This is a genomic window from Mucilaginibacter sp., from assembly GCF_964263795.1.
GTDB lineage: Bacteria > Bacteroidota > Bacteroidia > Sphingobacteriales > Sphingobacteriaceae > Mucilaginibacter.
In genome coordinates this window covers 22,646-48,302 of sequence record NZ_CAXVWK010000119.1, presented here as the reverse complement: position 1 = coordinate 48,302, position 25,657 = coordinate 22,646, and the positions used below count along the sequence as shown (strand labels likewise).

The following is a 25,657-nucleotide window of genomic DNA, read 5'->3' as shown; positions in this document are numbered from 1 at the left end:
CTGCAACAACTAAAAAAGATGTTGGTACTGCCGACACCAAAAAAGACGTAGGCACTGCTGATACAAAAAAAGATGTTGGTACTGCCGATACTAAAAAAGACGTAGGCACCGCCGACTAATTAATCAATCAACTGAATTATCACCCATAATTATAAAATCCAAGAAAAATGAAAAAGTCAATCATAGCAATCGCAATAATATTAAGCACCGGTTTAACTGCAACTGTAAACGCTTCAAGCGCACCTAAAGCGAAAACTGCAACCACTAAAAAAGATGTTGGTACTGCCGATACCAAAAAAGACGTAGGCACTGCTGATACCAAGAAAGATGTTGGTACTGCCGACACTAAAAAAGATGTAGGCACCGCAGACTAATTAAAATTAATCAACCAACTGAATATCATCACCCATAAATACAAATCCACAAAAAATGAAAAAGTCAATCATAGCAATCGCAATCATATTAAGCACTGGTTTAACTGCAACTGTAAACGCATCAAGCGCACCTAAAGTAAAAACTGCAACCACTAAAAAAGATGTTGGTACCGCCGATACCAAAAAAGATGTAGGAACTGCTGATACTAAAAAAGATGTTGGTACTGCCGACACTAAAAAAGACGTAGGCACCGCAGACTAATTAATTAACCAAAAACCATCAAACACAAATACAAATACAAAATCTAAGAAAATGAAAAAGTTAATCATAGCAATCGCAATCATATTAAGCACCGGTTTAACTGCAACTGTAAACGCATCAAGCGCACCTAAAGCAAAAACTGCAACCACTAAAAAAGATGTTGGCACTGCCGATACTAAAAAAGATGTTGGTACTGCCGACACTAAAAAAGATGTTGGTACTGCCGACACTAAAAAAGACGTAGGCACTGCCGACTAATCACCCACTATTTAAACTCTATTAAAACATCCACTTCAAATCCATCATGAAAAAATTCATCATAGCAGCAGCATTAGTTTTAACATCAGGCGTTACAGCGTTTTCGTTAACCAGAGACAATGGCCAGGCAACAGAAAAAGTACAATCTGAGCAAGCTGCCTTAGCGGTAAAAGATTCGTCAAGACCAAAAGCTGATATCGCAACTGCCGATTAATCGATCAGCATAATTGCAATAACAGCTTTTTTAGTAATAGCCGGCAAAGCGCCGGCCTGAAAGATATTTATCCTGCCAAGTCTAAAGATGATCTTCGGCAGCTGTTTTGAACCAATTTGTTATTTGGTTCTGAATTTTTCGCAGTTATCCAGCTTATATATCACAGAGTAATCGGCTTTTGTGTTAACCTGTTCGCGGCCTGTCTTAGTATTTAAATTCATAGGCTTTTGTGCGAGTTCCTGGGCCGAAAGTTTGAATTCTACCGCAAGGGTATCTTTCATCCCCTCCTGCATAAAGCTCCAAACGGCTTTAATATTATCACCCTCAAGGGTACCAAGTAAAGTGCCTTTACGCCTGTCTTTTTCTTTTGGCAGCCAGCTCATATCACCACTCACCTTGTTGGCATTTATCACTAAATGTACTGCCGTAGTATCGTCGGCGTTTTTACCATCGGTATGTACAAAACAATACTCCATATTTTGGGCAGGGGTATTTAAACGGGTAGCGGCCGATGTATCCTTTTTCCCGCTATCTGCTGCTAAGGTATCGTTGTTATTTTTTGACCCATTACCGGCGCAAGATGCTAGCGCCAGGGTAAATATTATTATGTAAGGTTTCATGCTTAATTAGCTGTATGTTGATTGTTACTACAAACGTCAGCGCGAAATGTTCGGTTATACACCAATCGCCACACATGGTGTAACCTTAGCTCCCCTGATGCTTAACGCTCTCGCATATCTTTGCTAAAATTAGTTGTATATGAAATTGTTACAAATAAGATGTAGAAGCGCGAGGCTCATAAGTCCGAAAAATCCTGAATAGCAAGTATATTTAATGATTTATCCCGCTTGGCACTATCTAAGCCATTAGCAGAGAGCGGTATTAATTTGTTACTTAAGTATAATTACATATATTGCCACCCTTTACAGCAATTATTTTGTGATTACCAACAACTTTGTAATCCGGATACTGAAACAATTATTATCAAATACAGTTAAACTAAAAAAACACTAAACAAAACTATCATGGCAGCAGCTAAAAGTGGTGGAATTACCGCCTATTCAGTAAAAACAAAAACTAAAAATGTTCCGATGATCGATCCGGTTATTGACATTAAATCAGGTCGTTACATTGCAACCGGCAAAGATGCCGAAGGCAACAAAATGGCTGCGATAATGGGTAAAGCTACCGCAGAAGAGCATGTTAAGAATGGCAACGCGAAAAAAGGTACTGGCTGGTCATAACCCATACATACATAAAAAGAGCCTGCTTTATAGCGGGCTTTTTTTATGCCCAATTTTTATAAGGTGATACTGATAAACTTGCGTTGGTATACCGCAAATCATCACTTACTTCTTCTTTTATCCACTCGGGCTTTTCAAAATGCTGATCTTCCTTATCGAGTTCTATCTCCGCTACTATAAGCCCTTCGTTATCCCCTGAAAAAACATCCACTTCCCAGATATTTCCGCAAAAATCAATTTCATAACGGGTTTTTTCGATGGCCGATGTCGCCATGTTTTGCAGTATCTCTACCCCATCGGCAACCGGGATGGTATATTCAAATTCGCTGCGGCTGATACCGGTAGCGCTGCCTTTTAAGGTGATAAAGGCTATGTCATCGGCAACCCGTATGCGTACGGTTCGTTTATCGTCACTTAGCAAATAGCCTTGCTTGTAAACTGTGCCGCTGGGTTTGGTAAGTTGCTGCCATTTTTCATGATCTACCAAAAATTTTCGTTCAATCTCTATACCCATATAATAATGTAACAAGTTAGGTGTTAAATAAAGTTAAAAGGCTACCCCTTCAACATGCAGTAAAGCTAAATGTTTATATTAGCCGATGCTACTTTTTAACCCATGAACGTCAAAAAAACCGCATTACTTTTATTTGTCATCTTCGTATCGTTATCTTCTGCTTTCGCTCAGCGCGATACTGTTGGCCTGAATACGATTCTTACCAGCACTGCTAAATACACATCCGGTTTCCCGATAGAAAAGGTTTATTTGCACCTGGATAAACCGTATTATGCGGCTACCGATACCATTTGGTTTAAAGCTTATGTTACCCTGGATAAGCACCTGCCATCGGGCTTAAGCAACGTTGTTTACGTTGATATTGCCAATAGCCAGGATAGCATTGTAAAAGAGTTAAAGTTGCCGGTGGCAAATGGCGTTGCAAGCGGTAATATTGTGCTCACCACCAATCTTAAAGAAGGCAATTATCATTTACGCGCCTATACCGGCTGGATGCGCAACTTTGAACCGGAATATTTCTTTAACAAGAATATTGTAATAGGTAACCCGGTCGATAACGCCGTAAATACGGGTATAACATTTAATACCAGCATGGTAAACCGGCGCATGCAGATTAACGCAGACATCAGTTACAAAGAGAACGGTAAACTTGCACTGGCCAACAAAAAAATTACCTGGACGGCTACCGCAGCAAACGGCGATGAGTTGGGAAAAGGCAAAGGTACAACCGATGCAAATGGAGGTTTTAAACTGGAGTTTGCCGGAGAAAACCCCGCGCTGATCCAATCTGCAATGTTGACCACAGTAATAGACACCGGCGAGCGGAAAGCGGTTACTAAGGTTTTCCCTTTAAAAACCGCAGCCGGGATAAAAGATGTTCAATTTTTCCCGGAAGGTGGCGACCTGATCGTTGGGGTACGGTCAAAGGTGGCTTTTAAGGCAATTGGCACAAATGGATTAGGACTTAACATTAAAGGTAACGTAACCGACAATACCGGTGCCGAGGTTGCGACCATTACCGCCCAGCATTTAGGCATGGGGATATTTGCCCTTTTGCCCGAGGATGGTAAAACCTATAAAGCCAACATTAGCTTTCCCGATGGCTCAAAAGCCACTTATGATATGCCACGTATCCGGCCCGCCGGTATCAGTATGGCACTTTATAATAACGATCCGACGAACTTAACGCTCAAGATATCGGCCAATACACCTTACTTTACCAACAATCAAAACAAACAATACTACATAGTTGCCCAAACAGGTGGTGCCATTTTTTTTGCCGCGCAAACTAAACTGGAAAGCCCGGTTTACAGCGCAGCTATTCCAAAAAACAAATTTCCTACCGGCATTATCCAGTTTACCCTTTTTACAGGCACCGGCGTTGCTGTAAGCGAGCGAATAGTATTTATCCAGCATAATGATATGCTGAACCTTGCATTAACGTCCGACAAAAAAATTTATAACACTCGTCAGAATGTAAAGATGACCGTATTGGCGAAAAATAAAACGTTGCCGGTAAGCGGCAATTTCTCGGTATCGGTAATAGATGAATCGAAGGTTCCGGTAGATGAGAATTCGGAAACTACCATCCTTTCTAATTTACTGCTTACTTCTGAGTTGAAGGGTTATATTGAGAAGCCTAATTATTATTTCCTGGCGAAAAACACTAACGCAGCAGATGATTTGGATGTGCTAATGCTTACACAGGGATACCGCCGTATCTCTTATTCAAACATCCTGGCCGGTAAGTACCCACAGATAATTTTGATGCCCGAGCAGCAGGGCCTTGAAATTAGCGGTATGTTACGTAACAACACCGGTATGCCTATACCGAAAGGAAATTTATTGCTGCAGATGCCCGGCAAAGCTACTGTAGAAACCTATACCGACATGGTGGGTAACTTTAAATTCAATAAACTGGCCTTTAAGGATTCTTCACAAGTAACTATTACTGCGCGCAACAATCCGTTAAGCAAAAACATGGCAATTACTGTTAATGGCGAAACAGTACAGCCCGTGAGCAAAAACAATTACGTTTACGACGAGGTAACCAATATCGACAGCGCATTTAAGCCCTTTTTAGCGAACAGTAAAAAGGTTTATGACGGCCAGCATATATTAAAGGAGGTAGTCATCAAATCTACCGTTTACAAAAAACCGTTGCATCGTGATTGGCCGGGCTTAACCGGTTTACCGGCACAGGCGGATCAAACTATCGGCGCCGAGGTGTTAAAAGGCTGCCCTACATTATTCACCTGCATACCATCTATGGTTTTGGGTATTACCGCACAGGATGGCTTTTACTATCTGGCCAGAAATTTCAGCAGTGGTAATAAGCAACCGATGCAGGTTTATCTGGATGGCAAACCCGTTGATGCATCCGCACTAACCTCCCTAAGAGGCGATGACGTAGAAAGTGTCGAATTGTATAAATCTGACGGGCTGAGCGGCGCTAACAGGATAAATGGCACTAACGGTGTATTACTGGTTAATATGCGTAAGATCAATAAAACCAAGATATCGTTCGCTCAAATGCAGGATATGATTCCTAAGCCTTATGAGGTTACTTTTATGGCTAACGGATATGGCATTACCCGCGAGTTTTACTCGCCAAAATATATTCCCGGCAAACCATTAGGCGGCCCTGATCTGCGTAGCACCATTTACTGGAATCCTAAGATTATTACCGACAAAGTTACCGGTGCGGCATCCTTTGATTATTTTAACGCCGACGGTCGCGGTTCTTACCGCGCCACAATAGAAGGCTTTGACGCCGATGGAAACCTTGGCCGATATGTTTTACGCTATACCGTGAAATAACAGATTGGACTGCTTTAATACAGCCAAATGAACGGTTATATGACAATGTCCTGTTATAGCAAATAAACAATTGGCCGAACGTGCGGTTATTTATTGTAATTATACAACAACAATTATCATGAGTAACGATACCGCATCAACTAACAAAACATTTAATATTGGTGGTGAACTAACCGTTAACCGGGTAGGTTACGGTGCCATGCGCATTACAGGCAAAGGCATATGGGGGCCTCCAAAAGACAAAGACGAGGCCATCCGTGTGCTTAAACGTGCCGTCGAATTAGGTGTAACCTTTATCGACACTGCCGACAGCTACGGCCCGCATATATCTGAGGAATTGATTGCCGAAGCTTTATACCCTCACCCTGAAGGCCTGGTAATTGGCACTAAAGGTGGTTTGCTTCGTACAGGCCCGGATCAATGGCCCGTTAACGCAAGTCCGGAGCATTTAAAAGAAGCGCTGGAGGGCAGCCTTAAACGCCTTAAAATGGACCAGATAGATCTGTACCAACTGCATCGTATAGACCCTAACGTACCGGCTGAGAAAACTTTTGAGTTTTTGAAACAGGCGCAGGCCGACGGTAAGATAAAACACATCGGGTTATCTGAGGTTGATGTAGACGATATCCGCAAGGCGCAGGATTATTTTGAGGTGGTATCCGTACAAAACATGTACAGTGTAGACAACCGTAAATGGGAAGGCGTGTTAGAATTTTGCGAGGAAAACGACATTGCCTTTATCCCCTGGTATCCGCTTAATGCAGGTAATGTAGCCGCGCAGGAAAAACTGCAGGCCATCGCAAAAAAACATAACGCTACAGCGCACCAGGTAGCTTTAAGCTGGCTATTACAGCACTCGCCAAATATCTTGCTGATCCCGGGCACATCAAGTGTTGATCACCTAGAAGAAAACATGCAAACAACAGGCGTTGTGTTAGACGCAGAAGATATAGACGAATTGGATGGCATTTCGCCACCAATTGGATAACCTACATTTTAACGTGAAAAGGGCACTGTAAATACGGTGCCCTTTTTTATTTTTACTGCCGATGAAGAGTAAACAGGAGATCCTGAACAATTACTACACCGAAGGTGCCGATGGCATGCCCGAGATTACAGCTGATGGACTGCTAAAGGCTATGGATGAATATGCCGAACAAGCTTTTAACGCCGCACGGTTACCTAACAACAATCAAAACCACTATCCTGCTTTTGGTGATCTTAAAGCCGAAATAGAAAAACAAAAGATTGTAAAAAATAGCCTGTCGGATGATTTGAAACTTATTGCCGACAGTATTTTACCACAGTTTATCCCAACTGATACCAGCGCCCAAAGCTTATCATTTGACATCCGAACAAATGGCAATAGCTATACCGTGCACTATGCAAAAAATGCCGACGGTTACTGGGAGTATCAAAATTACACGGAATAGTTAGCCCAGGTTTGCTACGCGAAACGGCTTTACATCCACCGTTTCCCAAACGCCCTGTGTTATGTAAGGTTCGCCTTGTTTCCATGCTTCAAGCGCTTCCTCGTTTTCAAACTGAACGATCATTACAGAACCGATCATGTCGCCATTATCATTCAGCATCGCACCGCCTAAAACGTAGTTACCGTTTTCTTTCAATGTTTTGGCACCATCCAGGTGATGCGGGCGGATGTTCATGCGGCGTTGCAGCGCGCCTTCGTCGGTATGGTCGTAAGCAGTTATGATGTATTGATTCATATTGATATCGTTAGTTAAAGTTAACAAGTATAAAGAACTTCTGTTTAAACGCAATTTTTTAAGATAAACCTTGGCACAAAGGCCCGCATATCCTGCAGTTTTCGCAATATTTGTCAGGCAAACCAACCACTAAATGAGAGAAGACCTGAAAAACGATTTTAGCAGCGCATATCATAAAGAACCGGCGCACACTTACTTCTCGCCCGGCAGGGTCAATCTTATCGGCGAACATATCGACTACAACGGCGGACTGGTAATGCCATGCGCTATAACTTTCGGCACTTACCTTTTGGTTTCGCCTAATGGTGCCAACGTGTTCCGTTTCAAAAGCCTTAACTTTGATGATATTGCCGAAATCCCCTTGCAGTCATCATACGATAAAGACGGGAATGGCTGGTACAACTTTCCGCTCGGGGTTATCTCCTACTTTACACAACATGATAAGTTGCTTCAAGGTTTAGACATGCTCTATTACGGTGATATTCCGATCGGGTCGGGTCTTTCGTCCTCTGCTTCTATCGAGGTAGTGACGGCATTTGCGCTTAACCAGCTTTTTGATGCTGGTTTCAGTAAACTTGATCTGGTAAAACTTTCTAAATGGGTAGAGAACAGCTTTATCGGCTTGAGCAGCGGTATTATGGATCAGTTTTCGGTTGCTTTTGGCGAAAAAGACAAAGCGCTGATGCTGAATTGTGACACCCTTGATTATGAGGCAGTAGACAGCAACCTTGGCGATTACGTACTTGCCATAGTCAATACTAACAAACCCCGCAAACTGGCCGAATCTAAATACAACGAGCGCGTGCAGGAATGCCAAACAGCATTGAGCGCTTTGAAGCAGGAACTTAATATTAACTATCTGTGCGATATTGACACCCGAACTTTCGACGAACACAGCCACCTTATTACTGACCCAACAGTTTTAAAACGGGCAACTCATGTAGTTGCCGAAAATGAACGCGTTAAGCTTGCTGCAAACGCTTTAAGCAGCAACAATCTGCCGGAATTTGGCCGTTTGATGTACGCCTCGCATGATTCCCTCCGAGACCTTTATGAGGTAAGCGGTATTGAACTGGATACTGTTATAGAATATGCCAAAACAAATAAAAACGTAGCCGGCGCACGAATGACCGGCGCAGGTTTTGGCGGTTGTGCCATAGCTTTGGTTAAGGCTGATAAGTTTGAGGAGTTTAGTAAAGGGGTAACCGAATATTATACGGAGAAGATTGGCTACGCGCCTTCGGTGTATCAGTCGAGCATTGGTGACGGTGTGCGGGAATTGTTTGATTAACAAATTGTAGCTTTGCAAGCTTACCCAATCAATATGCGCAAACTAAAACTCGACGAACTAAACCGTGCCACCGTGGATGAATTTAAAACACAGGATAAGTTACCGGTTGCCGTAGTGCTTGATAATGTGCGCAGTATGCATAACATTGGTTCTATTTTTCGCACATCTGATGGTTTTGCAGTAGAAAAGATTTGCTTGTGTGGCATAACCGCGCAGCCTCCGCACCGCGAAATAGAAAAAACGGCTTTAGGTGCAACACAATCGGTAAGCTGGGAGTACTTTGAAACACCCTTACAAGCTGTTGAAGCGCTGCGTGCCGGCGGTTACCAGATAATCGCTATCGAGCAGGCACAAAACAGTACTATGCTGAATACTTTTAAGCCATTACCTGCACAAAAGTACGCACTCATATTCGGTAATGAAGTTAACGGAGTAAGCGACGAAGTGATGGAAGTTATTGATACCTGTATAGAGATACCGCAATTCGGCACTAAACATTCATTTAATATCGTCGTATCGGCAGGAATTGTATTGTGGGATTTCTTTGCTAAATTAAACTTCAAGTATTAATGCTATGAGTTCACTTGCCAAAAAGTTGCTGATGAAACCCGGCCAAACCTGGCTGATATTAAACGCGGCCCCGGGCTACCTGTCACTTTTAGATCCGTTGCCTGATGGTATTAAACTCGTTTTTGAACCAGCAAGTACGGTAGATGGCATGCAGATTTTCGTTAATACAGCTAAAGAACTTGCGAATAAATTGCAAGATTTGACACCTTTTTTAAAAGCTGGTACGGTGCTATGGGTCATTTATCCTAAAAAAAATTCAGGAATTGAAACCGACCTGGAAATGATGAGCGGATGGGAAGCTGCCAAACAATTTGGCCTGCGTCCCGTCGCTTCTGCCGCTATTGATAACACCTGGACCACACTTCGTTTCCGCCCGGAAAACCTTGTTAAGCATTCAGATTTCAGCCAGGAATCAATCAAAAAAAACGATTACTCTGCTTTTATAGATACTGTAAATAAACAGATCACGCTACCGCCCGATGTGACTGAGGCACTGACCGACACGCCGGCTGCGTTGTCCGTTTACAATGGCTTAGCTTGGTCGCACCGTAAAGAATACATGGTTTGGATATTGAGCGCCAAACAAGAACAAACACGCGCAGGCAGGATTGAAAAGATGAAAGGGATGCTGCTGGCTGGTAAGAAGAACCCGTCAGAAAAGTAAGCCAGACCGCTTAAATTTCGCCTTTTATAAGATAGTACGCCATTATGAAAACCTACATTGTCGATTCATTTACAAATCAAGCTTTTAAAGGGAACCCAGCAGGGGTTTGCTTTCCGGAACATGAAATTGACGAGCAAAAAATGCTGCTAATAGCACACGAACTCGGCCTTTCTGAAACTGCATTTGTCCGCAAAACAGATGATGAACATACTTTTGCCATCAGATATTTTTCGCCTAAAAAGGAAATTCCCTTGTGCGGCCATGCCACGCTTGCCTCGGCAAAGGTTTTATTTAAACAAACCGACGCAGAACGTATACGATTTTTAACTCATGAGAATGTCGAACTATTGGTAGGGAGAAATGGCGAGGATATTGTAATGGAATTTCCCGTTTATGATACTATTGCGGCAACCGCTCCAGTTGCAATGCTGCAAGCCCTGGGTTTATCGGAAATTACAAATACGGTATATAGCCCTAAAAACAAGATTATCGTCCTGGAAATTAACGACACGAAAATCGTGGCCGAACTTAAACCCGATTTCGATGCCCTGTTAAGGTCTTACGATGGTATCAACGGTGTATTAATAACCGCCCGGGCGTACAATGATGGGTACGACTTTCATTATCGATATTTTTGGCCTTGGGCCGGGACAAACGAAGATCCTGTTACAGGGGGAGTACAAACCTTTCTGGCTAAGTATTGGGGGCAGAAATTGGACAAAAAAGCATTGCGGGCCTTTCAATCATCCAGCCGGACCGGCGCTATGTCTTTAATTTTGCAAGGAGATAAAGTTTTATTAACAAGCCAGGCGGTAATCATTTTAGAAGGAAGTATAAATTTATTTGATTCAATCATTTAATAACTATTTAATATGCTTACTTCTTTAAAATTAATTTTTGAAAGAGACCTCCTTAAACTAAAAACGGAGATTGAATTATATCAAAATGAAAGTAATATCTGGCTAATTAACAAAAGCATATCTAATTCGGCGGGCAACCTATGCCTGCATCTTGTAGGAAACTTAAATGCTTATATAGGTTTTGGGCTTGCCAATATAAACTATACACGTGAGCGTGATCTTGAATTTTCTTTGAAAGATGTTCCGAGAACTTATCTGATCGAAAAGATCAATCAAACAATTATTGTTGTGCAAACCGGTTTAAATAATTTGGATGAAAGAAAGATGGAAACAAACTTTCCAATAGTTATTTGGGAGCAGCCTACCCGGATGGATTACACCTTAATACATTTAGCAACACATTTGGCTTACCATCTCGGGCAAATTAATTACCATCGGAGGTTACTGGATGACTGAGCTGATCAACAATAGCATTACGGCAAATCACACCATAAAAAAAGCCCTTGCAGTTTAACTGACAAGGGCCTTAATTTTTTTACTGATCAAATAAGCGTTTAATAAAACACCTGCTCAAATTGGTTCACGGCGTCTTTGCTTTCCAGGTTAGAGTGGCCCATTAAAAATTCATCAACCTTACGGGCTGCTTCGCGGCCTTCAGATATTGCCCAAACTACTAATGACTGCCCCCGGCGCATATCGCCTGCAGCAAACACTTTACCAACGTTTGTACGGTACTTTCCTTCAACTGCTTTTACGTTCTTACGCTCATCTAAAGCAACGTTGAGTTGCTGCAGGGCGCCTTCAAATTGGGGGTTTACAAAGCCCATTGCGAGGAAAACCCGCTGACAAGGAATCTCCCGCTCGCTGCCTTCAACTTCGTTAAACTTCATCGGGCGGCCCATTACATCTATCTCCCAGCTTACATCAGCCACTTTTATAGCTTTAAGCTCGCCATTTTCATCGCCAATAAACTCTTTGGTGTTGATGCCCCAAAAACGCTCAGCGCCTTCCTCGTGAGAACTGGTGGTTTTTAGCACCATTGGATAAGTTGGCCATGGCATATGTGCGGTACGCTTCTCGGGCGGCTGCACCATCACCTCGAATTGCTTTACAGATGCTGCTCCCTGCCTGTTCGAGGTGCCCACGCAATCGCTGCCGGTATCGCCGCCGCCAATTACAATCACGTCTTTGCCGCTCGCCACAATATCTTCCATCTCGAAAGATGTACTGCTAACACGCTTGTTTTGCTGCTTCAAAAAGTCCATGGCAAAATGGACCCCTTTCAATTGCCTGCCCGGGATGGGCAGATCACGCGGAATAGTGGAGCCACCTGCCAATACTACCGCATCATTTGCACGTACCAGCTCCTCTGCAGGGATTGTTTTCCCAACCTCTACATTGTATTTAAAGATGATACCATCCTCTTCCATTACCTGGATACGGCGGTCAATCACCCACTTTTCCAGCTTAAAATCGGGTATGCCGTAACGGAGTAAGCCACCCGCACGGTCGTCGCGCTCGTAAACTGTAACGCTATGTCCTGCTTTACTCAACTGCGCAGCTGCAGCTAACCCTGCCGGGCCAGAACCCACCACAGCTACTTTCTTGCCCGTTTTTATTAATGGCGCAACCGGCTTAACCATGTTTTTGGAGTAGGCAACTTCAATAATATGTTTTTCTATTTCCTCAATGGCAACCGGTGGTTTGTTGATGCCTAATACACATGCAGACTCGCATGGAGCAGGGCAAATACGGCCGGTAAACTCCGGGAAATTATTTGTAGATGAAAGGATCTGGTAAGCTTCATCCCAGTTTTTACGATAAACCGCGTCATTAAATTCGGGGATCACATTGCCAAGCGGGCAACCCGAATGGCAAAATGGAATACCGCAGTTCATGCAGCGTGCCGATTGCTGGTTAAGCTTCTCGTCAGAATACAAACCAACAAATTCATTATAGTTTTTCACCCTTTCGGCAACAGGCGTTTTTTGAGGGAGTTCCCTGTCAAATTCCTGAAATCCTGTAACTTTTCCCATAATAATTAATGACTAACAGTTTGTAATTCTAATTTTTCTAACACTTTTTTATACTCTTTAGGGTATACCTTAACAAATTGCGTCGAAGCCTTACTCCAGTTCTTCAGGATGTTTTGTGCAACCTTGCTGCCGGTTAAGTTAATGTGCTTTTTAAGCAATGCGGTAATCTGTTCTTCGTCCTTAACTGATAACGGATCAAGATCAACCATTTCCATGTTGCAATTATCGGCAAACGTACCGTTAGGGTTGTAAACCCAGGCTATACCGCCACTCATACCGGCTGCAAAATTTCTTCCGGTTTCGCCTAATATCAGTGCACGGCCGCCGGTCATGTACTCGCAACCATGGTCGCCTATACCTTCAACAACCGTTGTAGCGCCTGAGTTACGCACTGCAAATCTTTCGCCCGCCATACCCCGGATAAACATCTCGCCAGATGTAGCGCCGTAAAGTGCCACGTTGCCTATAATAATATTATCCTCGGGTTTAAATGTGGCGTTAGCAGCCGGATAAATTGCCAGCTGAGCGCCTGATAGACCTTTGCCGACGTAATCGTTTGCCTCGCCTTCTAATTCGAAAGAGATACCTTTAGTAGTGAAAGCGCCAAAGCTTTGCCCGGCCGACCCTTTAAATTTATAGTTGATGGTATTATCTGGCAAGCCTGCAGATCCGTATAGCTTAGAGATTTCGTTAGAGAGCAGCGTACCAATAGTACGATCGACGTTTTTCACATCAAAAGTTGCAAATACCGGCGTCTTATCTTCTAAAGCTTGCCTGGCAGTACGGAAAAGTTCCCAATCCAATATGGCATCCATACCGTGATCCTGCTTTTCGCTATTGTACAGCGTCATCCCTTTAGTTATCGTTACAGGATGTAAAATGCCGCTAAGGTCTATCGTTTTAGCCTTCCAATTTTTAATTCCTTCCTTAACCTTCAAAAATTGCACGCGGCCAACCATTTCATTAATGGTACGGAAACCTAATTCAGCCATAATTTCGCGCAGCTCTTCGGCCATAAAACGGAACAGGTTCACTACATGGTCCGGGCTGCCGCTGAATAATTTCCTTAGCTCGGGGTCTTGCGTGGCCACACCAACAGGGCAGGTATTTAAGTGGCATTTGCGCATCATGATACAACCACCTGCAACAAGTGCTGCAGTTGCTACGCCCCATTCTTCGGCACCCATCAGGGTAGCAATAGCCAGGTCTCGGCCAGTTTTTAGCTGCCCATCTGTTTGCAGCACCACACGGCTGCGTAGCTTGTTTCGTACCAGCGTTTGGTGCGCTTCGGCCAGGCCAAGCTCCCACGGCAGGCCCGCATGTTTAACCGAGCTAATGGGTGATGCGCCTGTACCACCGTCATAACCGGCTATCAGGATAACATCGGCATGAGCCTTGGCTACGCCGGCGGCAATAGTACCGACACCCGCCTTCGATACCAGCTTAACGTTGATACGTGCGGCACGGTTAGCATTCTTTAGATCAAATATCAGCTGTGCCAGATCTTCAATAGAGTAAATATCGTGGTGGGGCGGTGGTGAAATTAACCCAACACCAGGAGTAGAGTGACGGGTCTTAGCTATCCACTCATCAACTTTGTGTCCGGGTAGCTGCCCGCCTTCGCCGGGCTTTGCGCCCTGGGCCATTTTTATCTGTAATTCATCAGCATTGCTCAGGTAATTGGATGTTACGCCAAAACGCGCAGATGCAACCTGTTTGATGGCCGAGCGCATCGAATCGCCGTTGGCCATTTTCTCATAACGCATCTCGTCCTCACCGCCCTCGCCTGTATTGCTTTTGCCGCCTATCCGGTTCATGGCAATAGCCATTGTACTGTGCGCCTCATGAGAGATTGACCCGAAAGACATAGCTCCGGTAGCAAAACGCGTCATAATGCTTTCTATAGGTTCTACCTCATCAATATTGATGGCCTCGCGGTGATGTGCAAAATCAAGCAACCCACGAATGGTAAAATGCTTTTCGGTTTGCTCATTAATGGCAGAAGCATAATTTTTATAAACCGAATAATTATTGCTGCGCGTTGCATGCTGCAACAGGTGTACTGTTGTAGGGTTGAAAAGATGCGCCTCTCCCCTGCGTTTCCACTGGTAAATTCCACCCTCGGGCAGTAAATGATTATCAGTTTTAGGGCTGTTAAAGCCTATTTTGTGTTTGCAAAGCGATTCTTTGGCAATTTCATCTAAACCTAAGCCCCCAATACGGGTAACCGCACCCGAGAAATATTTATCGACAACTTCTTTATTGATCCCCAGGATTTCAAAAACCTGCGAACCGTGGTAGGACTGCAAAGTTGAAATCCCCATTTTTGAGAAGATCTTTAGCAAACCATCGTTAACCGATTTTACATAGTTTTTGTACAGATATTTAAGATCGAGGTTGGTTTCTAACCCACCGTTGTTCTTCAGTGTTTCGATCGTTGACAGTGCCAGGTAAGGATTGATAGCCGTAGCACCAAAGGCTAACAAAGTAGCAAAGTGATGAACTTCCCAACTGTCGCCGGTTTCGGCAACCAAACCTACCGCGCCTCGACGGCCTTTTTTAATAAGGTGGTGATGCACGGCAGATACGGCAAGCAGCATCGGGATAGGCGCATGTTCAGAGTCAATTGCACGATCCGACAGGATCAGCACCTCAAATCCATCATCAACCGCATCTTCTGCATAGCGGCATAACCTTGCAATACCTTTCTCTAATGAACCTGGCATGCCATCGCCGTTAAAATAAGTTTGCAGCGTTTTAGCGTGAAACATCCCCGTATCAATACTGCGCAGTTTTTCTAACTGGTGGTTCTTTAATATAGGGTGATCAAGCACAACACAATGGCAGTGCATTTTATCCTCATCCAGCAAATTACCGTTATTACCTATAAAGGTAGCAAGGCTCATTACCAAACGCTCGCGGATAGGATCTATCGGCGGGTTGGTTACCTGAGCGAAAAATTGTTTAAAGTAGCTGGACAGGTGCTGTGGCTTGTCAGACAAAATAGCCAGCGGCACATCTGTACCCATCGATCCAATAGGTTCTTTACCATCCAGTGCCATTGGTTTGATAATCGTATCGATATCCTCGCGACTGTAACCAAACACCTGCTGATAACGGTAAACAGCATCGGCACTTAGGCTTGCAAATGATAAACGCGGTTCGGCCAATTCACCTAAGCGGATCTTATAGTTTTCTAACCAGGTACCGTAAGGCTGCTGGCTCGTTATTTCTTTTTTTATTTCTTCGTCTGTAATTATCCTGCCCTTTTCGGTATCAATCAGCAGCATTTTGCCAGGTTGCAAGCGGCCTTTTCTAACAACGGTACTTTCGTCGATGATGAGCGTACCGGCTTCCGAAGCGGCGATCACGCGGCCATCGTTAGTGATCACGTAACGTAAAGGGCGCAGTCCATTACGATCAAGCAACGCCCCTACAATTTTACCGTCGGTAAAGGATATGGCGGCCGGTCCATCCCATGGTTCCATCAAGGTAGCATGATATTCATAGAATGCCTTTTTAACGGGGTCCATCTGTTCGTTACCATCCCATGCCTCGGGTATCAGCATCATCATTACGTGTGGTAATGAGCGGCCGGTGTGCAATAAAATTTCAATAATATTATCCAAACAGGCAGAATCCGATTGGTTATTGTCAATAACCGGCAGCAGCATATCCATTTCCTCGTTGGTGAAGTAAGTAGATGCATATGAGCGTATGCCCGAATAAAACCAGTTTAAGTTACCGGTGAGGGTATTGATCTCGCCATTGTGCGCAATCAGGCGGAACGGCTGTGCCAGCTTCCATGATGGGAAAGTGTTTGTTGAGAACCTGGAGTGGATAACAGCAAACCCTGATGCAACACGCGGATCGGCCAGGTCTGTAAAATACTTACGCAGTTGGTAAGTAGTTACCTGCCCTTTATATATTATAGTACGGCAGCTTAGCGATGTAAAATAAAAATGCTCTGCGGCTGCAGGGATAGTTTCTGTTATAGTTTTGTTAATGTAACGGCGCAGTACATAAAGTTTGCGCTCGAAATCATCCGTATTGGTAATATTTTGCGGGCGAGAAATGAATAGTTGTTCGCAATCCGGCTCTGCCTGGCGGGCGGTTTCGCCAATTGCCGATGAATCTACCGTAAGTTTGCGATAGCCCAGTTGATTAAGCCCCAACTTTTCGATAGCAGCAGATATGATTTTGCGAGATGCCTTTTTCAAGGTTGGCTCTTTTGGGAAAAAGATCATCCCAACACCGTACTCCCCCGGTTCAGGCAGGCTGATCTCCAGGTTAGAGCATTCTTCCATCAAAAATTCGTGCGGGAGCTGTATCAGGATACCAGCCCCATCGCCGGTCTCCGGGTCGCAACCGCAAGCGCCGCGGTGCTCCATGTTTTCGAGCATGGTAAGGGCATCGTCAATTATATGGTTTGATTTATGACCGTTAATATTGGTTATAAAACCTGTTCCGCAGGAATCGTGTTCAAATTCCGGCCTGTAAAGGCCTTGCTGGTTGCCATTGGTTTGATCCATTTCTTTATCCGTTTTTTTGAGATACGGGTAATAACGAAATTAACGAAATTTCATATTTATATAATAAGCGCCGCTATTTTTGAAATGTTGTTAAAACAATACCCAATATATATTAATAAATTATAATGACTACTAAAATCATCTACTTAATATATGAAATTGACAATTTTGAAAGTTTAATTAATATGCACACATAGTAATTGCTGTATTAACTTAATTTTGCCCGAATTAAACCAACCACTTTAAACATGGCCGATAAACGTAAAGCAGTTTTTTTAGACAGAGATGGCGTACTTAACCGCGAAATGGGCGATTACGTATGTAAAATTGAAGATTTTCATGTATTGGATAATTTTGATGCGCTAAAAGAATTGCAGGACCGCGGCTACTTGTTATTGGTGGCTACCAACCAGGGCGGCTTAGCCAAAGGTTGGTATGATGTTGCGGAACTAACGAAAATGCATGATCACCTTACACAGGTTTACCATGAACACGGTGTAGAGATAACCGACTTTTTTTATTGCCCGCACCATCCCAATTTTAGTGGCGACTGCGATTGCCGCAAGCCTAAACCGGGGTTGTTGTTTCAAGGCATTGAGAAATATAACATAGACCCACGCCAATCGTACTTTATAGGCGACCGAGAGCGAGACGTAGAAGCAGGGACGGCAGCAGGCGTTACCGGAATTTTAATAAACAGCGACCAACCAATAAGCACGGTGCTGGATTTGATAGCGTAAAAGAGGTTCTCTCTGCTAAATCTTCCAGGTGTTGTAATAGAAACTAACATTAGATAACCCTGCCTTCGTGATCTTTGGGTCATTCAAACAAAAATCACTCAATATCCTTTATTTCGTTAATGACCTTTTCCAAATCCATAAAAGACTATGACACTTTATTAGCCTGTGCTATAGGCTTTTATTTGATATGCCTTTTTTGCAGCTATAGCGGCATCGGTATATCGCCCGATTCTATCATGTATACCAGCGCTGCCCGGAGTTTAAATACAAACGGCACGCTGCAAACTTTTAACCATATTCCTATTGTTGATTTTCCGGTGTTTTACCCGATCTTTCTGGGTGTCATCATGTTTATCAGCCGGATAGATCCGGTTGTTTTCGGGACAATACTGGATGCTACGCTGTTTGCCTCTCTCCTGTTCACCAGCGGGTGGATCATGAACCGGTTTGTACCGTCCTCGCAGTTATATAAATGGCTGATGTTGACAGCAATTGTGTTTAGCCCTGCATTACTGCAGATCTACACTTACCTATGGTCAGAAACACTGTTTATCCTGGAGGTGCTTTTCTTTATCATCGCATTCCGTGAATACCTCCTTAAACACACTGTTAAAGCGCTGTTGATCGCCGCTATAATTGCTGCCTTTAGCTGTGTTACCCGGTATGCGGCAGTAACAATTGTTGGCACCGGCGGGCTATTGTTACTACTGGACAGGACGCTGGTTTTGAAAAAGAAGATCATCCACATCCTCATTTACGGCTTTACCTGTATCTCTTTACTGGTAGCCAATTTAGTTTTTAACGCCTTGCACACCGGCACAGGTACAGGTCCGCGTGAGCCTTCTATTACCCCTTTCAGCAAAAACCTGTATTATTTCGGTACAATAATGTGCGATTGGATGGGTTTTACACCTGCACAGTATTTCCTGGCGACGCCGATTGCTATAGTAATGCTGCTGGGCTTTATTATCGCGTTAGCATATAATTACTACCGCCGGCATTTAAATAGTTATGAGAATCTGGCCATTACCTTTTCGTTGGTTTACGGGTTGTTCATTATTTTGTCTTCCACTTTCTCCCGATACGAGCGGATCAATCACCGTTTATTATCGCCGTTGTTCATCACATCGCTTTGGGGCTATACCAGTTGGGGATTGCTTTTGTTAAAAAGCATCAGCGTAAAACGTACCCGATTGATTGTTGGCACTGTAATGACCGTATTGATGTTGGGCTTTATTACCAAAGAGTTTTTAATAGACTACGCCCGCTATAAAGACCAGGTAGCCGACGACTATGGTAACCCCGGCTATACCGACAGCGGCTGGCAGGAATCGCCATTTGCCAACTATCTGCGGACGATTGATAAAAAAATGTTCGACCCGAAGGTCACCATTTACACCGATGCACATGAAGCGGTTTACTTTTTCTCAGGTATCTCATCTTACCTGGTACCTCATAAATTCTTTAAAAAGGATGTAAAGAAGTTTTACGAGATCAAGCACTTCTACCTTATCTGGTTCAACAATTTGGAAAACCCGGAGCTTATTAACATAAAGGATATAGAAAAGGTGAAAAACTTAAAACTGTTAAAGAAGTTTGAAGATGGTGCAATATATGAGTATAAGGAAGAGTAGCTAATCGATTACGTATATAACGTCATCTAATAAACTTTTTGCGTTCTTTTTTATTCCTTGAAAACGGTAAACGAAGTAAAGAATAAATAAAACCCCCCATATAATAAAAATTGCACTAGCTAAATATATGCCGGTGACCGTGCATATTAAAGATGATATACAATCAAATAGGTAAGACGTCAAGTAGGTTAACCTTACTTTAACAATACATTCTTTCTGAATAATTGAAAAGCTACCGTAAGAGATGTAGTTTGCCGTCTCATTTAAGCTCACTTTTTTTTGCCATAGGGAGAGAATGATAAATTGCTTATGTCTCTTTTATCAACCTTATAGTTGTTTTGATAAATTACATACTCTATTTGATCTAAAATATCTGATAAATTTCCATTCAAATAAATCAAATCTTGTTCTATTACCCGACTTATTCTTGTCATGATTCACTATGATAAAGTTAAAATAAATAACTCTCCAAGCATAATTTACATAAGTACTTATACATATTGCCATTTTTTCAAAAAAGCATATTATAAATTTAATTTTTGACAATCAAATTCAGATTTTATTTTGATTTGATAATCTACTCCCTATATTTGCATCACTTATCTATAAGTACTGTAAAAAAAAATGGAAAAGTTTAAACTACATCATCTTCATCTGCATCACCACCCGGTGGTGAATAGATAATGTATGTTTCTACGCGAAATAACAACCCTCCGTTTTTTATATTTTATAGTACCCTTAAACTCAACTTGTGAAAACATTAAAAATAGCGATCCAAAAATCGGGTCGGCTCAACGAAAAGTCTGTTGAATTATTAAAAAATTGCGGCTTAAACTTCGAGAACTATAAAAGCTCGCTTATATCCCCGGTATCTAATTTTCCGTTAGAAATTCTTTTTCTCCGTGACGATGACATCCCCGAATACGTGCAGGATGGTATTGCCGATCTGGGCATTGTAGGTGAAAACGTGATAGAAGAAACCGAAGTGGAGGTTGCTTACCTCCAAAAATTGGGCTTTGGCAAATGCTCTTTAAAAATAGCCGTACCTAATAATAATACAATTACTGATCTGAAACAACTCAATGGTAAAGCCATTGCTACCACCTACCCTATTATATTGGGTAAATACTTAAAAGAGCAGGGCATTACTTCAGATATCCGTACCATATCCGGTTCGGTAGAGATCTCTCCCGGCTTAGGCTTAAGTGATGCCATCTGCGACCTGGTATCTACCGGTGGCACATTAAAAAGTAACGGATTAAAACCATTTGCGGATGTAATGAGCAGCGAGGCCGTCCTAATAGGTAGCAAAGGCAGCGAGGACGACGACCTGATCAAAGAACTGATCCAGCGGATTCAATCGGTATTGCGCGCTAAAGAAACCAAATATGTGGTACTGAATGTAAAGCGCGAAAACCTGGATGCCGTTATAGCGTTGTTACCGGGGGTAAAAAGCCCGTCGGTAGTGCCGTTGGCTGAAGCAGATTGGGTGGCGGTGCATACTGTTATACCGGAGCGTGACTTTTGGGACAGGATAAGCCAGTTGAAACAAGCCGGCGCACAAGGCATTGTAGTAATGCCGATAGAGAAAATCATATTATAGCTTTAACAAATTCCTCTCTAAAAGAGGAATTTATGAGCTTTTAAAATATAATTCCCTCTCCTTTAGAGGGTATTTGGGTGAGGCAAATGGAAATTTTTAATTATTCAGAACTTTCAAGATCAGATATTCAAAAGCTGGTGCAACGCAATGTGGACCCTGCTAATGAGATCCGTCTATTGGTTGAGGAAGTGATTGAGAATGTGAAGCAGCACGGCGATCGTGCCCTTTATGACTATGCCAATAAATTTGACAAAGTAGAACTGGAGAAGCTTTACCTGGACCGCGCCGAGCTAACTGAAATTGCAGCTACAGTACTCCCCGAGCAACAGGAAGCCTTGCAAGTAGCTTACGCCAATATATATAAATTTCATAAGGCACAGCTTAAAGGCGAGGATAAAATTGAAACCATGCCGGGTGTTACCTGCTGGCGTGAACTGCGGGCCATCGAAAAAGTAGGTCTTTATATTCCGGGCGGAACAGCTGTGTTGCCATCAACTTTCCTGATGCTGGGTATCCCGGCGAGAATTGCCGGTTGTGAAGAGATTGTGGTTTGCTCGCCCCCGCAAAAAAATGGCAAGGTAAACGCCTTTATTGCCTACGTAGCATTAATGCTGAATATCGATAGGGTTTATTTAGTGGGCGGTTCTCAGGCGGTTGCTGCGATGGCTTACGGTACAGAATCGATCATCAAAGTAGATAAGATATTTGGGCCGGGCAATCAATTTGTCACGAAAGCCAAAACCATAATCCAGTCTACAACTACAACAGCGATTGATATGCCTGCGGGACCGTCGGAAGTATTAGTTATTGCCGATGATAGCGCCAAACCTGCTTACGTCGCTGCCGATCTGCTGGCACAAGCCGAACACGGGATAGATAGCCAATCGATATTGGTATGCACAAGTGATACTATTGCGCAGCAAACCTTAAAAGAAGTCGAAAATCAATTAGCTGTGCTGCCCCGTGCAGAAATTGCAAGGCAAGCGCTTGATAATTCTTACATCGTCATCGTAGGCAATTTAAACGAGGCGATGGATTTTAGTAACGAATATGCTCCGGAGCATTTGATATTGGCAACAGAAAAGTGGCAGCAAATTATCGGTAATATAAAAAATGCAGGGTCCGTCTTTTTAGGAAATTTAACGCCAGAAAGTGCGGGCGATTACGCATCAGGCACAAACCATACCCTGCCTACCAGCAGCTACGCAAGAGCCTATTCCGGCGTGTCGGTTGATTCTTTTGTTAAGAAGGTAACCTTTCAACATTTAACAGCCGAAGGAATAGAGAATATTGGCCCATCTGTTGAGACACTGGCCGAAATGGAAGGCCTGCATGCGCACCGGAACGCAGTAAGTGTGAGGATGAACAAGTAATAATGATAACTGTCATTGCGGTTAGCGATCGCTTTGCAATGACGTAGTTTAGATAGAAAACACTATGTACGATATAAACAACCTGATACGCCAAAACATCAAAAACCTTACCCCTTACTCTTCCGCTCGGGATGAGTATACCGGCGAGGCAAGCGTATTTTTAGATGCTAATGAGAATGCATTTGGTTCACCGCTAAATTCGGCCTACAACCGTTACCCAGACCCGATGCAATACAAGGTTAAAATGCGCTTGAGCGAAATTAAAGGTGTACCGGCCCGTAATATATTTGTTGGTAACGGCAGCGACGAAGCTATCGATATCCTTTTTCGTAGTTTTTGCAACCCTGGAGTGGACAATGTGATCATTTGCCCACCAACTTATGGTATGTACCAGGTATCGGCCAATATTAACGATATAGAGGCACGCAAAGTGTTACTGACCGAAGATTACCAGCTTAATCTTGAAGGCATTGCAGAAGCTATTGATGAACGTACCAAGTTGATCTTTATCTGCTCACCCAATAACCCTACCGGCAATTCGCTTAACCGTGATGATATTGAAACCCTGCTGGCTAACTTTAGCGGCATAGTAGTGATAGATGAAGCATACATCAATTTTAGTCGCCAAAAAACATTCATCCAGGAATTGACCGAGTATGCAAATCTGGTGGTTATGCAAACCTTGTCAAAAGCCTGGGGACTGGCAGGATTACGTGTGGGTATGGCTTTCGCCAGCGAAGAAATCATCGAAGTGATGAATAAGGTAAAGCCTCCCTATAATGTAAATGAAGCTTCACAGCAACTGGCTTTAGAAGCTTTAAATAACGTGCAGCAGGTTAACGCCTGGATCAAAGAAACGCTGGAAGAGCGTGATAAATTAGTTTTAGCGTTAAAAGGCCTTCCGTTTGTAGCGGACATTTACCCTTCTGATGCCAATTTTATCCTGGTAAAAACAACAGATGCAAAGCGTATTTATGACTTTTTGGTACAGCATGGCATTATCATCCGCGATCGTTCTAAAGTAGAACTTTGCGAAGGCTGTTTACGCATAACCATCGGCACACCCCAGGAAAACACAATACTACTATCAACACTACAGCAATACAACAATGGATAAGCTGAAAAAAGTACTTTTCATTGATCGTGACGGCACCATCATCAATGAAACGCCAGACGAACAGATCGATTCATTTGCGAAGCTTACCTTTTACCCAGGTGCTTTGCAATACCTCCCAAAAATTGCTGCCGAGCTGGATTATGAACTGGTAATGGTAACTAATCAGGATGGTTTAGGCACCGCCGTTTATCCCGAAGATACTTTTTATCCGGTTCACAATTTCATCATTAAAACGTTTGAAAATGAGGGCGTGCATTTTACATACCAGGCCATTGATCGCACATTTCCTGCAGATAACGCACCCACCCGCAAGCCGGCAACCGGTTTGCTGACGCAGTACTTAGATAGGGACAAATATGACCTGGCAAACTCCTTCACCATTGGCGACCGTAAGAACGATGTTTTATTGGCTAAAAATTTAGGGGCTAAAGCCATTTGGCTAAACAATAAATCAGGGTTGGGCGATCAGGAATTTAAGACGGATACAGATGCTGATATTGCCGGCGTAGTAGCCTTGCAAACTATCGAGTGGAAAGAAGTTTACGAATTTTTGAAATTGGGCGAGCGCGTTGTAGAACACAATCGCGTTACTAAAGAGACCGGGATCTACATCAAACTAAACCTTGATGGCACGGGCGAGTCGAAAATAAGCACGGGACTTAATTTTTTCGACCATATGCTTGACCAGATAGCACGCCACAGCGGCCTCGACCTGACGGTTAACGCTAAAGGCGATCTGCATATAGACGAGCACCACACTATTGAGGACACAGGTATTGCCCTTGGCGAGATTTTCGCAACTGCTTTAGGCAACAAAATGGGCATTGAGCGTTATGGTTTTTGCCTGCCTATGGATGATTGCCTGGCGCAGGTAGCCATTGATTTTGGCGGCCGCAACTGGATAGTTTGGGATGCTGAATTTAAACGTGAGAAGGTTGGTGATGTACCTACAGAAATGTTTTATCACTTCTTCAAGTCGTTCAGCGATGCATCAAAATGTAACCTTAATATAAAAGCCGAGGGACAGAACGAACATCACAAAATTGAATCTATCTTTAAGGCCTTTGCTAAAGCCATAAAAATGGCTGTTAAAAGGGATGTTAATAAAATGGTTTTACCAAGTACAAAGGGACTTTTATAGCTCTTATAACTCTCGGCGAAGTGGAATTAAACATGGATAGCGACAATTTACAACAGGGCAAATCAAAAGCTCCGGCTTCAGTGAGTGACGGGCGTATTGGAATAATCCGGTACGGCGCCGGCAATATCTTTTCGCTTACCGCTACTTTGGAGCGCCTGGGCATTGGCTATGGCATGGTCAACACCGAGGCTGATCTTGAGCAGTACGACCGCTACATCATCCCTGGTGTAGGGCATGCCGGTGCTGCGATGAACAAGCTGGAGAGCACGGGTCTAATCCCTGCTATCAAGGCGCTTAAAAAGCCTACCTTAGGCATTTGTGTCGGTATGCAACTACTCACCTCATATAGTGAGGAGGGCGATGCCAGCTTACTCAACCTCTTTCCTGTCAGAACGCTTAAATTCCCGCAAACAAGCAATTTCAAAGTGCCGCACACCGGCTGGAACCAGGTGTTTACAGAAAAAGAAAACCCGCTATTTAAAAACATTCCTGTAGGATCACACTTTTACTTTGTACATTCATACTTTATTGAGTATGATCAATTATACACTTTATCATCAACCAGTTACATCAATAAATTTTCGGCATCAATTTGGCATAACAACTTTTATGGCGTACAATTTCATCCCGAAAAGTCGGGCTTGCATGGCGAAACTTTATTAAAAAACTTCTCAACTATTTAA

General features: G+C 43.2%; 25 protein-coding genes. 20 read left to right on the top strand and 5 right to left on the bottom strand.

Annotated elements, in window-relative coordinates; translation table 11 throughout:
• Nucleotides 1-167: 167 nt before the first annotated feature.
• The 4 genes from ACE5CV_RS18895 to ACE5CV_RS18880 are packed head-to-tail and all read left to right on the top strand — an operon-like array spanning nt 168 to nt 1,108.
• The gene (locus tag ACE5CV_RS18895) at nt 168-374 is read left to right on the top strand and encodes a hypothetical protein (protein ID WP_374951759.1); all 207 of its coding nucleotides are present in this window, start codon (nt 168-170) and stop codon (nt 372-374) included.
• 55 nt (nt 375-429) lie between these two features.
• Entirely contained in the window at nt 430-636 is a 207-nt protein-coding gene (locus ACE5CV_RS18890; protein WP_374951758.1) for a hypothetical protein, read from the top strand.
• A gap of 51 nt (nt 637-687) precedes the next feature.
• Nucleotides 688-894 (top strand): hypothetical protein, encoded by a 207-nt coding sequence (locus ACE5CV_RS18885; protein ID WP_374951757.1) that lies wholly within the window; start codon nt 688-690, stop codon nt 892-894.
• Between the two features lie 46 nt (nt 895-940).
• Nucleotides 941-1,108 (top strand): hypothetical protein, encoded by a 168-nt coding sequence (locus tag ACE5CV_RS18880; protein ID WP_374951756.1) that lies wholly within the window; start codon nt 941-943, stop codon nt 1,106-1,108.
• Nucleotides 1,109-1,227: 119 nt separating this feature from the next.
• Here the strand turns inward: ACE5CV_RS18880 and ACE5CV_RS18875 are convergent, their stop codons facing one another.
• Nucleotides 1,228-1,728 (bottom strand): hypothetical protein, encoded by a 501-nt coding sequence (locus tag ACE5CV_RS18875; RefSeq protein ID WP_374951755.1) that lies wholly within the window; start codon nt 1,726-1,728, stop codon nt 1,228-1,230.
• A 405-nt stretch (nt 1,729-2,133) separates the two neighbouring features.
• Here ACE5CV_RS18875 and ACE5CV_RS18870 point away from each other — a divergent pair, with 405 nt between their 5' ends.
• Nucleotides 2,134-2,352: a hypothetical protein gene (locus ACE5CV_RS18870; RefSeq protein WP_374951754.1), complete on the top strand. Its 219-nt coding sequence runs from the start codon at nt 2,134-2,136 to the stop codon at nt 2,350-2,352.
• Between the two features lie 43 nt (nt 2,353-2,395).
• Here ACE5CV_RS18870 and ACE5CV_RS18865 read toward each other — a convergent pair whose 3' ends face one another.
• The gene (locus tag ACE5CV_RS18865) at nt 2,396-2,881 is read right to left on the bottom strand and encodes a CYTH domain-containing protein (RefSeq protein WP_374951753.1); all 486 of its coding nucleotides are present in this window, start codon (nt 2,879-2,881) and stop codon (nt 2,396-2,398) included.
• A gap of 87 nt (nt 2,882-2,968) precedes the next feature.
• Here ACE5CV_RS18865 and ACE5CV_RS18860 point away from each other — a divergent pair, with 87 nt between their 5' ends.
• The 3 genes from ACE5CV_RS18860 to ACE5CV_RS18850 all read left to right on the top strand — a co-directional run bounded on the left by ACE5CV_RS18860 (nt 2,969) and on the right by ACE5CV_RS18850 (nt 7,119).
• The gene (locus tag ACE5CV_RS18860) at nt 2,969-5,686 is read left to right on the top strand and encodes a carboxypeptidase regulatory-like domain-containing protein (protein ID WP_374951752.1); all 2,718 of its coding nucleotides are present in this window, start codon (nt 2,969-2,971) and stop codon (nt 5,684-5,686) included.
• Between the two features lie 118 nt (nt 5,687-5,804).
• Nucleotides 5,805-6,674, top strand: coding sequence for an aldo/keto reductase (locus ACE5CV_RS18855; RefSeq protein ID WP_374951751.1), 870 nt, complete (start codon nt 5,805-5,807; stop codon nt 6,672-6,674).
• Nucleotides 6,675-6,735: 61 nt separating this feature from the next.
• Complete coding sequence (locus ACE5CV_RS18850; RefSeq protein WP_374951750.1) at nt 6,736-7,119, top strand: hypothetical protein; 384 nt, start codon at nt 6,736-6,738, stop codon at nt 7,117-7,119.
• Here the strand turns inward: ACE5CV_RS18850 and ACE5CV_RS18845 are convergent, their stop codons facing one another.
• Entirely contained in the window at nt 7,120-7,413 is a 294-nt protein-coding gene (locus tag ACE5CV_RS18845) for a YciI family protein (protein WP_374951749.1), read from the bottom strand. It lies immediately after the preceding gene.
• A gap of 133 nt (nt 7,414-7,546) precedes the next feature.
• On the opposite strand from ACE5CV_RS18845, the gene ACE5CV_RS18840 reads away from it, so the two are divergent.
• The 5 genes from ACE5CV_RS18840 to ACE5CV_RS18820 are packed head-to-tail and all read left to right on the top strand — an operon-like array spanning nt 7,547 to nt 11,254.
• The gene (locus tag ACE5CV_RS18840; RefSeq protein ID WP_374951748.1) at nt 7,547-8,704 is read left to right on the top strand and encodes a galactokinase; all 1,158 of its coding nucleotides are present in this window, start codon (nt 7,547-7,549) and stop codon (nt 8,702-8,704) included.
• A gap of 33 nt (nt 8,705-8,737) precedes the next feature.
• Nucleotides 8,738-9,274 carry an RNA methyltransferase gene (locus ACE5CV_RS18835; RefSeq protein WP_374951747.1) on the top strand — a complete coding sequence of 179 codons (537 nt, stop codon included), beginning with the start codon at nt 8,738-8,740 and terminating at the stop codon, nt 9,272-9,274.
• Between the two features lie 4 nt (nt 9,275-9,278).
• Entirely contained in the window at nt 9,279-9,938 is a 660-nt protein-coding gene (locus ACE5CV_RS18830; RefSeq protein ID WP_374951746.1) for a YdeI/OmpD-associated family protein, read from the top strand.
• Between the two features lie 44 nt (nt 9,939-9,982).
• Nucleotides 9,983-10,798 carry a PhzF family phenazine biosynthesis protein gene (locus ACE5CV_RS18825; protein WP_374951745.1) on the top strand — a complete coding sequence of 272 codons (816 nt, stop codon included), beginning with the start codon at nt 9,983-9,985 and terminating at the stop codon, nt 10,796-10,798.
• Between the two features lie 12 nt (nt 10,799-10,810).
• A complete protein-coding gene (locus tag ACE5CV_RS18820) occupies nt 10,811-11,254 on the top strand; it encodes a DUF1572 family protein (protein WP_374951744.1) in 444 nt (147 codons plus the stop codon).
• Nucleotides 11,255-11,352: 98 nt separating this feature from the next.
• Here ACE5CV_RS18820 and ACE5CV_RS18815 read toward each other — a convergent pair whose 3' ends face one another.
• Both ACE5CV_RS18815 and gltB read right to left on the bottom strand, forming a co-directional pair.
• Nucleotides 11,353-12,834: a glutamate synthase subunit beta gene (locus ACE5CV_RS18815; protein WP_374951743.1), complete on the bottom strand. Its 1,482-nt coding sequence runs from the start codon at nt 12,832-12,834 to the stop codon at nt 11,353-11,355.
• Nucleotides 12,835-12,839: 5 nt separating this feature from the next.
• Nucleotides 12,840-17,366, bottom strand: a complete 4,527-nt coding sequence (gene gltB, locus ACE5CV_RS18810; protein ID WP_374951742.1) for a glutamate synthase large subunit — start codon at nt 17,364-17,366, stop codon at nt 12,840-12,842.
• Between the two features lie 248 nt (nt 17,367-17,614).
• Here gltB and ACE5CV_RS18805 point away from each other — a divergent pair, with 248 nt between their 5' ends.
• The 7 genes from ACE5CV_RS18805 (at nt 17,615) to hisH (ending at nt 25,657) form a co-directional block, all read left to right on the top strand.
• Nucleotides 17,615-18,106 carry a D-glycero-alpha-D-manno-heptose-1,7-bisphosphate 7-phosphatase gene (locus ACE5CV_RS18805; RefSeq protein ID WP_374951741.1) on the top strand — a complete coding sequence of 164 codons (492 nt, stop codon included), beginning with the start codon at nt 17,615-17,617 and terminating at the stop codon, nt 18,104-18,106.
• A 119-nt stretch (nt 18,107-18,225) separates the two neighbouring features.
• On the top strand, nt 18,226-19,740 hold the full coding sequence (locus ACE5CV_RS18800; protein WP_374951740.1) for a hypothetical protein: 1,515 nt from the start codon (nt 18,226-18,228) through the stop codon (nt 19,738-19,740).
• A 751-nt stretch (nt 19,741-20,491) separates the two neighbouring features.
• The gene (hisG, locus tag ACE5CV_RS18795) at nt 20,492-21,343 is read left to right on the top strand and encodes an ATP phosphoribosyltransferase (RefSeq protein WP_374951739.1); all 852 of its coding nucleotides are present in this window, start codon (nt 20,492-20,494) and stop codon (nt 21,341-21,343) included.
• 86 nt (nt 21,344-21,429) lie between these two features.
• Nucleotides 21,430-22,716, top strand: coding sequence for a histidinol dehydrogenase (hisD, locus tag ACE5CV_RS18790; RefSeq protein WP_374951738.1), 1,287 nt, complete (start codon nt 21,430-21,432; stop codon nt 22,714-22,716).
• A gap of 64 nt (nt 22,717-22,780) precedes the next feature.
• Entirely contained in the window at nt 22,781-23,833 is a 1,053-nt protein-coding gene (gene hisC / locus ACE5CV_RS18785; RefSeq protein WP_374951737.1) for a histidinol-phosphate transaminase, read from the top strand.
• Nucleotides 23,826-24,974 (top strand): bifunctional histidinol-phosphatase/imidazoleglycerol-phosphate dehydratase HisB, encoded by a 1,149-nt coding sequence (gene hisB / locus ACE5CV_RS18780; protein WP_374951736.1) that lies wholly within the window; start codon nt 23,826-23,828, stop codon nt 24,972-24,974. Before hisC ends, hisB begins: the two co-directional genes overlap by 8 nt.
• A 32-nt stretch (nt 24,975-25,006) precedes the next feature.
• The gene (hisH, locus tag ACE5CV_RS18775; protein WP_374951735.1) at nt 25,007-25,657 is read left to right on the top strand and encodes an imidazole glycerol phosphate synthase subunit HisH; all 651 of its coding nucleotides are present in this window, start codon (nt 25,007-25,009) and stop codon (nt 25,655-25,657) included.

Coding starts and splice junctions, on each gene's coding strand:
- ACE5CV_RS18895 (WP_374951759.1), top strand. CDS start 168: ATGAAAAAGTCAATCATAGCAATCGCAATAATATTAAGCACCGGTTTA.
- ACE5CV_RS18890 (WP_374951758.1), top strand. CDS start 430: ATGAAAAAGTCAATCATAGCAATCGCAATCATATTAAGCACTGGTTTA.
- ACE5CV_RS18885 (WP_374951757.1), top strand. CDS start 688: ATGAAAAAGTTAATCATAGCAATCGCAATCATATTAAGCACCGGTTTA.
- ACE5CV_RS18880 (WP_374951756.1), top strand. CDS start 941: ATGAAAAAATTCATCATAGCAGCAGCATTAGTTTTAACATCAGGCGTT.
- ACE5CV_RS18875 (WP_374951755.1), bottom strand. CDS start 1,728: ATGAAACCTTACATAATAATATTTACCCTGGCGCTAGCATCTTGCGCC.
- ACE5CV_RS18870 (WP_374951754.1), top strand. CDS start 2,134: ATGGCAGCAGCTAAAAGTGGTGGAATTACCGCCTATTCAGTAAAAACA.
- ACE5CV_RS18860 (WP_374951752.1), top strand. CDS start 2,969: ATGAACGTCAAAAAAACCGCATTACTTTTATTTGTCATCTTCGTATCG.
- ACE5CV_RS18855 (WP_374951751.1), top strand. CDS start 5,805: ATGAGTAACGATACCGCATCAACTAACAAAACATTTAATATTGGTGGT.
- ACE5CV_RS18850 (WP_374951750.1), top strand. CDS start 6,736: ATGAAGAGTAAACAGGAGATCCTGAACAATTACTACACCGAAGGTGCC.
- ACE5CV_RS18845 (WP_374951749.1), bottom strand. CDS start 7,413: ATGAATCAATACATCATAACTGCTTACGACCATACCGACGAAGGCGCG.
- ACE5CV_RS18840 (WP_374951748.1), top strand. CDS start 7,547: ATGAGAGAAGACCTGAAAAACGATTTTAGCAGCGCATATCATAAAGAA.
- ACE5CV_RS18835 (WP_374951747.1), top strand. CDS start 8,738: ATGCGCAAACTAAAACTCGACGAACTAAACCGTGCCACCGTGGATGAA.
- ACE5CV_RS18830 (WP_374951746.1), top strand. CDS start 9,279: ATGAGTTCACTTGCCAAAAAGTTGCTGATGAAACCCGGCCAAACCTGG.
- ACE5CV_RS18825 (WP_374951745.1), top strand. CDS start 9,983: ATGAAAACCTACATTGTCGATTCATTTACAAATCAAGCTTTTAAAGGG.
- ACE5CV_RS18820 (WP_374951744.1), top strand. CDS start 10,811: ATGCTTACTTCTTTAAAATTAATTTTTGAAAGAGACCTCCTTAAACTA.
- ACE5CV_RS18815 (WP_374951743.1), bottom strand. CDS start 12,834: ATGGGAAAAGTTACAGGATTTCAGGAATTTGACAGGGAACTCCCTCAA.
- gltB (WP_374951742.1), bottom strand. CDS start 17,366: ATGGATCAAACCAATGGCAACCAGCAAGGCCTTTACAGGCCGGAATTT.
- ACE5CV_RS18805 (WP_374951741.1), top strand. CDS start 17,615: ATGGCCGATAAACGTAAAGCAGTTTTTTTAGACAGAGATGGCGTACTT.
- ACE5CV_RS18800 (WP_374951740.1), top strand. CDS start 18,226: ATGACCTTTTCCAAATCCATAAAAGACTATGACACTTTATTAGCCTGT.
- hisD (WP_374951738.1), top strand. CDS start 21,430: ATGGAAATTTTTAATTATTCAGAACTTTCAAGATCAGATATTCAAAAG.
- hisC (WP_374951737.1), top strand. CDS start 22,781: ATGTACGATATAAACAACCTGATACGCCAAAACATCAAAAACCTTACC.
- hisB (WP_374951736.1), top strand. CDS start 23,826: ATGGATAAGCTGAAAAAAGTACTTTTCATTGATCGTGACGGCACCATC.
- hisH (WP_374951735.1), top strand. CDS start 25,007: ATGGATAGCGACAATTTACAACAGGGCAAATCAAAAGCTCCGGCTTCA.